This is a genomic window from Halococcus morrhuae DSM 1307, from assembly GCF_000336695.1.
GTDB lineage: Archaea > Halobacteriota > Halobacteria > Halobacteriales > Halococcaceae > Halococcus > Halococcus morrhuae.
The window spans coordinates 1-602 of record NZ_AOMC01000137.1 but is presented as its reverse complement, the minus strand read 5'-3'; the positions used below and the strand labels follow the sequence as shown (position 1 = coordinate 602).

Genomic DNA, 602 nt, shown 5'->3' with positions numbered 1-602 from the left:
TCAGGCCCGGAAAGCACGATTAGCGGCTGTTCGTCCTGCTCTTCCCTGAGAGCTACGGTTTCGACTCGACTGTTCCGCTAAACACCTACGACTGTGATATGGCAAATACGTATTTTCTCATGTATTCTGACCAGCGTTCAAACAATCAATTGGTACATGCGGACAGAGTGGAAAGATCTGTTCTGGAGGAGGCATTAGGTGATTTGGGTATCTCAGCCTTGTCTGCTGGAAAGCCCATATTGCTTGTTGAAGGAAAAATGGATCGAGAGATACTTACTCGCATTTTTCCACAGATTGATGTACACTTCGAAATAACTCCTATCGGAGGTAAACAACGGGTTCAGGATGCAAGACAGGTATTTTCCGACCTTTCCTCTGAATTATCTACTATGGATATAGATGTATTTGGAATAGTTGATAGGGATCGGGAGAGCGTTAGCCAAAGCCCGGGGCCATTTTATACACTGCCAAAAACCTGTATCGAGAACTTCCTCCTCAATGAGCATGTCTTATGAGCCTGTCCAAGAAACATCGGCAAGGAAATCAGATTCTACGGATTCTGAGTTCACATGACGTAGATTTTATCTAGCGGAAACTCCTGT

Annotated in this window: 1 protein-coding gene; it reads left to right on the top strand. The window is 44.7% G+C overall.

What is annotated here, in order from left to right:
- Nucleotides 1-98 precede the first annotated feature (98 nt).
- Nucleotides 99-515, top strand: a complete 417-nt coding sequence (locus C448_RS16010) for a DUF4435 domain-containing protein (RefSeq protein ID WP_152415576.1) — start codon at nucleotides 99-101, stop codon at nucleotides 513-515.
- Nucleotides 516-602: the final 87 nt, after the last annotated feature.

Bases quoted from the DNA above. Each gene is read 5' to 3' on its own strand.
- C448_RS16010 (WP_152415576.1), top strand. From the start codon at position 99: ATGGCAAATACGTATTTTCTCATGTATTCTGACCAGCGTTCAAACAAT.